Genomic DNA, 6,798 nt, shown 5'->3' on the forward strand with positions numbered 1-6,798 from the left:
GAGAAATAATTATGTTAATTTGGATAATAGACGAAGAATGGTCAGATTATGATTTAGAACATGAAATTTTAGAGAAAAAATTTTCTAATGTAGAAATTAAGAGGTCTACATATGATTATAATGAAGATTTAGAAACTTTTGGGAAATATGCGGATGGAGTTTTAGCTCAAGTATATGCAGATATTCCAAAAGAAACAATAGATAAATTAGAGAATTGCAAAGTCATAGCTACATATGGAGGGGGATATGACAGAATAGATATAGATGCTTGTAAAGATAAAGGAATTAAAGTTACAAATATCCAAGATTATTGCTCTGAGGATTTAGCTGATTATGTTATGGCGGCGATGTTTATGGTTAACAAAAATATAATAGGGTATTCAAATACAATTAGAGAAGATGTTGATGCTGAAAAATGGGGCGCAATAGCTGTAAAAAGTTTAAATCATAGATTGAGCAGGCAAAAACTATTAATTGTAGGATTCGGAGCAATAGGCAAAGTTGTGGCTAAAAAAGCAAAAAGTCTTGGCATGGAAATATTGGCATATGATGAGTATGAAGATGAATCGACAATTGCAAATCATGGAGCAAGAAAAGTAAGTTGGGAAGAAGGATTTAAAGAGGCTGACTTTGTGAGCGTACATCTAAAAGGTGTAGATGCTAACGCAGATAAAATAGGTAAAAATGAATTTGAATTGATGAAAGAAACAGCTTTTATAATCAATACGGCAAGAGGTAAAATCATTGTAGAAAAAGACTTAGTTGAGGCAGTTAAAAATAGAAAAATAGCCGGCGCAATACTTGATGTTATAAAAACAGAGCCCCCTAAAAGCAGTGCTGATTCAATTTTAAATTGTGAAGGAATTTTTGTGACACCTCATATATCATACATTTCTGTAGAATCATTTAAAGCTCTAAAAGAATATGCATTAGGAAATTTAGTATCTGTTTTAAATGGTGAGAGGCCAAGAAATCTAGTTGTATAAATAGAGAATGAATAAAATTCACTTTACAAGATTATTCTTAAGGTTATAATATAGACAAAATAAATATAATTGAAAAATATTTTAATAATTGAAAGTGGGTTTAAATGTGAATAAAAGAGTTACCTTATCAGAAAAAGCTTATGAATATATAAAGTCTAAAATAGTATCTGGTGAATTTAAAGAAGGAGAATTATTAACAGAAAAAAGCATAGGTGAAGCACTGGAAATGAGTAGGACTCCTGTTAAAAAAGCATTTACGAAGTTAGAAATGCAAAATTATGTTAGAAGTATTGATGGAATAGGGACGATAGTTACAGGAATTTCTATAAAAGATTTATCAGATATATACGAAGCAAGAACTGTAATTGAAGTTGGTGCTTTAAGTAGTTCAATAAAGAGAATCAATAGAGAAGAGTTGAAAGAACTTATAGAAAAGTTGAGAGAAGTTTTAAACGAACTAAACTCAGGAAAAACTTTTTCGACAGAATATGCAATGGAATTAGACGCTGAAGTTCACAAATTGATAATTGACAATTCAAGTAATCATTATTATCAAGTTCTGATGAAAAATATAATAAGTCAAATAGAAAGGTATAGGTATGAAGCTTATGCACTTACTGATACAACTAAGGATGTTACAGAAGATCATATAGAAATTTTAGAAGCAATATTAGACAATAATTATGAAGAGGCCAAAAAAGCATTGGAATCACATATAGCGCATTCCTTTAGAGAAATAAGTACAGCATTATTTGACTTGAACATAGTCTGAGAAATAATTTAATATAGTGCATTAAGAATATTTAGCTAAATGCACTATATTATTTTGTACATCTGTAAATGATGTGATACACAAAACTTTTCACACTACCATCCATTGGAGTACTGAGCTCCAATGGATATTCTAAACCGATTTTTTATTTACTTTCTATTCTTTTCATAAAGTCTGAATTCTCTAATTAGATATAGAGAACCACACCACAATACTAAATCGCCTTCTTTAGCGCGAGATTTTGAGTACTCATAAGCTTTAATTCTATCAGCAATAGCAGTTACATTTTCAGTTTTCTTTAAAACTTCTTTCTTCAAATCTTCAAGTTCAAAAGCTCGAGGATTATCTATATTTGTTATGATTAATTCATCAGCAATAGAAGATAGTTTTGAAATTACATAGTTGTAATCTTTATCTTTTAAAATACTAAAGCCAACTATCAATCTATTGTATTTAAATGCTTTTAATGATTCAAGTAAAGCTTCAATAGCTTCAGCATTGTGACTTCCGTCAATCAAAACTTTAGGGTTTTCAGATATAATTTCAAGTCTACCGTGGTTTTCAGTATTGAAGATTGATTCTTTTATTATATCATCAGTTAAATTAAATTCATCTTTAAAGTGTTCAAGAACCATAAGTGCAAGAGAAACATTGTAAAGTTGATGAACACCAACAAGTTTTGTCTTAGCATTTGTAAAGTTTCTAAAAGTAAATTGATTGTTTTCAGGGGAAAGTTCAATATCTTTAATTTCATCCGGTGAGAAAGTAAAGAATTCTGAGTTGTGTTCACTTGCTATTTCTCTTAAAACAGACATAACTTCATGTTTTTGAGGATATACAAATACCGGACGATTATCTTTTATAATTCCGCCCTTGTTTTTGGCAATTTCTTCGATAGTGTTTCCCAGAATATTGACATGGTCCATAGAGATAGTAACGATTACTGAAGCAAGAGGTGCTTTTATAATGTTAGTTGAATCCACACGTCCGCCTAAACCAACTTCTATAACTGCAACGTCAACTTTTTGCTCATAGAAATATCTGTACATTATCGCAGTTAAAACTTCAAAATAAGTGTTGTGGAAGCCTTCAGCATCTAAATTTTCAACGACAGGTTTTAACTCATCAATATACTTCATAAAATCTTTGTCAGATATTTGAACACCATTTATGGAAATTGATTCTAAGATAGTTTCCATATAAGGAGATATAAATAGACCACATTTTGAAGTAGCAGAAAGAGCGCTCTCTAAGTAATGACAAGTAGAGCCCTTACCATTTGTACCGGCAACGTGGATTACTTTAATTTTGTCTTGAGGATTATCAAAAGCAGCGAGAAGTCGATCTATATTTTCCATAGTATGCTTTTCTCCGCTGGAACCTCTATTGTACATCCAATCTACATAGTCATCAAAAGTTTTTAATTGTTTGTTTTCTGTATTCATTTTTTCCTCGCTTGTAATAAATAACATATTAATTTATAATCGATACTATCAGAGTAAAATGAGGTAGTCAAGGGGTAGACCACGATAATAACAGGAGATATTTCAATTATATTCCTACATTATACTACTTAATAAGGACGTTAAAAAAGATGTAAAATTGCATTAAATATAAAATTAACTAGGGGAAAATATGATTTTAATGATAGATAATTATGACTCGTTTACGTACAATGTTGTTACGTATTTAAATATTCTAAAAGAAAAAGTTGTAGTTAAAAAAAATGATGAGATAAAAATAGATGAAATAGTAAAATTGAATCCGGATGCAATCGTTATTTCTCCGGGGCCTAAAACTCCGGAGGAATCAAAGATAAGTTTGGAGATACTTAAAGGACTACAAGGCAAGTATCCAATCTTGGGAATATGCTTGGGGCATCAAGCTTTTGCAGTTTCAAGAGGAGTTGAAGTTGTAGAAGGCAAACGTCCAATGCATGGAAAGATGAGTGAGATAACACATGATGAAAAAGGAGTGTTTAAAGATATACCAAATCCTGTAACTGTTATGAGATATCATTCCCTGGTTGCAAAAGAAGATTTATTTGTAGATGATAAATACAATGGAATGAAGATAACATCAAGAACAAGTGATGGAGTTATAATGGGTTTAAGAGATGAAACTATGAAAATTGAAACAGTGCAGTTTCATCCCGAATCTGTAGGGACTGATTATGGGTTAAAGATGATAGAGAACTTTTTGACAGAGGTAAGAAATGATAAAAACTAAGCACATTGACACAGACATAGCTCCTGAGGAGTTGTTATTTAATATAAGGGAAAAGAGTTATCCGTTTTTCTTAGATAGCGCCAAGGGGGATTCACATCAAGGGAATAAATCTTACTTTGGGTTTGAACCTAAAATAATAGTTAAATCTAAGGGATTTAATACAGAAGTAGAAGGACTTAAAAATTTCAAAATCCATAAAAATCCGTTAGATGTATTAAGAGATCTTATGAAAGAATATTTTATAGAGGACGATAGAGATTTTATCGGAGGAGCTGTTGGGTATCTTTCATATGACTTTACAGAAGAAAATTGTAATATCGTTTTAAAAGCTGAAGGGAATGTAGATATATACGATGCATTTTTTGGAATTTATTTCAAGGTTATAGAGTACGATAATGTTTTAAAAGAATTTAATATCATATACATGGATGGAGAAGATATAAGCAATATTGAAGAATTATTTTATTCTAGAGAAATAGTTCCTACTGAATATCATACTGAAGAAATGGTTAAGGGAATTACAGAAGAAGAGTATGGAGTTGCCTTTGACCAAGTTAGAGAAATGATAAAAAAAGGATTTGTATACGAGGTAAACCTAACCCAACAATTCAAAGTGAAAAGCGATAGAGATCCATATAATTTATATATAAATTTAAGAAACATAAATAAAGCAGACTTTATGACATATATGGATTTTGGAGATTATCAAATACTATCTTCATCACCCGAAAGATTTTTTAAATGTAAAGACAGAGTAGTGGAAGCAAGACCTATAAAGGGAACTATAAAGAGATCTGATGACAAAGAAGAGGATGAAAAATTAAAAGCTGAGTTATTAAACAGCGAAAAAAATGTCTCTGAATTGTTGATGATTGTGGACCTTATGAGAAATGATCTAAGTCTTTCATGTAAATATGAAACAGTTAAGGCAATTGAAAATTATAGACTTGAGAGCTACGAAAGTGTACATCATTTGGTTGCCACAATTGTAGGAGAATTAAGGGATGAAGAAGATATATACAGTCTTATAAAAAATATTTTCCCGGGGGGTTCAATAACGGGGGCTCCAAAACTGACAGCCATTGAAGCGATTGACAAGGTAGAAAAATATAAGAGAAATGTATATACGGGTTCACTAGGGTATATTTCATTTAATGAAAATTCAGACTTGAATATATTGATCAGAACGATATTAAAAAAGGGCGAAGACTGTTATTTTTCAGGTGGAGGTGCAGTGACTTGGGACTCAGAAGTTAAAGATGAGTACAATGAGTCATTGCAAAAATCGCTAAAATTAATAGAGGCACTTAAATGAAACAGCCGGACGGGATAAAATATGGCAAAGGACTCTTTGAAACCATAAAGATAAAAAATTCAAAACTTGAATATTTTGAAGATCATATTCAAAGGCTTAAAAACTCAATGGAATTTTTAAAAATTTGTTCTGATGGGATAGAAAAAGATATAGAGTTTGAAATTCAAAAACTCGATTTGAATATAGATGGCGCAGTTAGGATAATGGTTTTGGAAAATTTTGAAAAATATATTCTGTATGTAGAAACTAGGCTTACTGATTATACGGATGAAAAGTTTCAAAGTGGGCTGAAACTAAAATTAGTTAAACAAATAAGAGATAAAAATAATTTCTTAAACAACCACAAGACTAACAATTACCTTTTAAATCATGAAGTATTGGCAAAGGCCAAGTCAGATGGGTATGATGAAGTTGTATTCTTAAACCAAGATAGAAATGTGACAGAAGGTAGCTATACCAATTTATTTTTTATAAAAGACTGTATGGTTGTTACTCCACCGGTTGAAGATGGTTTGTTACCCGGAATATATAGAAAAAATCTTATCAAAAAGTTTGATGAAGAAAATATACAGTATGAAATAAGGCACATACCATTTGAAGAAGTAGAAAATTTTGACGCTTGCATCTGTACTAACTCGCTTATGGAGAAGAGATTTGTTGAGAGTATAGATGACATTAAATTTATAAAAACTGAATATACGGAAAGAATATTAAAATTATAGAACTCATAGCTTCTCTTATTTGAGAGGCTGTGAGTTTTTTGGTAGGAAAATTTAAACACAGTAGATATTAAATTAATAATATATTTTAGTTAAATTGAAGATTATAAAAGATATAATGCAGATTAATTAAAGTAAAAAAAGAATGTTTTTTTATAAAAAATATGTTATACTCTTAAAGTATTGCAAGTGAGTATCATTTGCATAATTATTATATTATTCTAAGAGAAATTAATTACTATTAACTCAGATGAGTTATTCATAGTTTTACAAATAAATATTTAACTTTCTTTAAGATGTAGAAAATGCACTTTAATGGTGGAATAATTAAAAAATAAATGTTCAGTTGAAGTGTAAGTATTAAAACTTAAATATAGATTTATAAAAGTATATTTAAATTATTTAAAGAAAGTAAATAAAATATAGCAAAAATGTAAAAAATATTAATCGAAATATACTGCTGTAATTTTAAGTAGTATTAACTTTTTTTGAGATTAGTGTGGGATTTTATTGTATTTAAAAAGATGTGATAGCGGGGGTGTAAGACGGTTTATTAAATAGTAAAGGGATATAGACAAAAGAGGTTTAAAAATTTTAATTTATTAACTTAAATAAATAATAGTTAAGGAGTATTATATGAAAGAAAAAATATTATCAGCGGGTTTAGCAGCTCTATTACTAGTTGGGAGCATAAACCCCGTTGCATATGCGCAGAATGGATTGAGCAACAAAGCAAAAGTAGAAAAACTGGTAAACAGAAAAATAGTAGAGGGAGAT

6 protein-coding genes are annotated in these 6,798 nt (G+C 29.9%); 5 read left to right on the plus strand and 1 reads right to left on the minus strand.

Features of this window, described 5'->3' with window-relative positions:
* The first annotated feature begins 11 nt into the window (after positions 1 to 11).
* Positions 12 to 986: a C-terminal binding protein gene (locus tag SOR77_RS09470; protein ID WP_320636859.1), complete on the plus strand. Its 975-nt coding sequence runs from the start codon at positions 12 to 14 to the stop codon at positions 984 to 986.
* Positions 987 to 1,092: 106 nt separating this feature from the next.
* Positions 1,093 to 1,758 carry a GntR family transcriptional regulator gene (locus tag SOR77_RS09475; RefSeq protein ID WP_320636860.1) on the plus strand — a complete coding sequence of 222 codons (666 nt, stop codon included), beginning with the start codon at positions 1,093 to 1,095 and terminating at the stop codon, positions 1,756 to 1,758.
* A gap of 149 nt (positions 1,759 to 1,907) precedes the next feature.
* Here the strand turns inward: SOR77_RS09475 and SOR77_RS09480 are convergent, their stop codons facing one another.
* The gene (locus SOR77_RS09480) at positions 1,908 to 3,203 is read right to left on the minus strand and encodes a folylpolyglutamate synthase/dihydrofolate synthase family protein (protein ID WP_320636861.1); all 1,296 of its coding nucleotides are present in this window, start codon (positions 3,201 to 3,203) and stop codon (positions 1,908 to 1,910) included.
* A gap of 190 nt (positions 3,204 to 3,393) precedes the next feature.
* Here SOR77_RS09480 and SOR77_RS09485 point away from each other — a divergent pair, with 190 nt between their 5' ends.
* Genes SOR77_RS09485 through SOR77_RS09495 form a run of 3 tightly spaced genes read left to right on the plus strand, consistent with a single transcriptional unit; the run spans position 3,394 to position 6,024 of the window.
* Positions 3,394 to 3,987 carry an aminodeoxychorismate/anthranilate synthase component II gene (locus SOR77_RS09485; RefSeq protein WP_320636862.1) on the plus strand — a complete coding sequence of 198 codons (594 nt, stop codon included), beginning with the start codon at positions 3,394 to 3,396 and terminating at the stop codon, positions 3,985 to 3,987.
* A complete protein-coding gene (locus SOR77_RS09490; RefSeq protein ID WP_320636863.1) occupies positions 3,974 to 5,302 on the plus strand; it encodes an anthranilate synthase component I family protein in 1,329 nt (442 codons plus the stop codon). The genes SOR77_RS09485 and SOR77_RS09490 overlap by 14 nt, the downstream gene beginning before the upstream one ends.
* On the plus strand, positions 5,299 to 6,024 hold the full coding sequence (locus tag SOR77_RS09495; RefSeq protein WP_320636864.1) for an aminotransferase class IV: 726 nt from the start codon (positions 5,299 to 5,301) through the stop codon (positions 6,022 to 6,024). The genes SOR77_RS09490 and SOR77_RS09495 overlap by 4 nt, the downstream gene beginning before the upstream one ends.
* The last annotated feature ends 774 nt before the right edge of the window (positions 6,025 to 6,798 follow it).

It is taken from the genome of Peptoniphilus sp. (genome assembly GCF_034090345.1).
Taxonomy (GTDB): domain Bacteria; phylum Bacillota; class Clostridia; order Tissierellales; family Peptoniphilaceae; genus Peptoniphilus.

Bases quoted from the DNA above. Each gene is read 5' to 3' on its own strand.
- SOR77_RS09485 (WP_320636862.1), top strand. From the start codon at position 3,394: ATGATTTTAATGATAGATAATTATGACTCGTTTACGTACAATGTTGTT.
- SOR77_RS09495 (WP_320636864.1), top strand. From the start codon at position 5,299: ATGAAACAGCCGGACGGGATAAAATATGGCAAAGGACTCTTTGAAACC.
- SOR77_RS09470 (WP_320636859.1), top strand. From the start codon at position 12: ATGTTAATTTGGATAATAGACGAAGAATGGTCAGATTATGATTTAGAA.
- SOR77_RS09490 (WP_320636863.1), top strand. From the start codon at position 3,974: ATGATAAAAACTAAGCACATTGACACAGACATAGCTCCTGAGGAGTTG.
- SOR77_RS09480 (WP_320636861.1), bottom strand. From the start codon at position 3,203: ATGAATACAGAAAACAAACAATTAAAAACTTTTGATGACTATGTAGAT.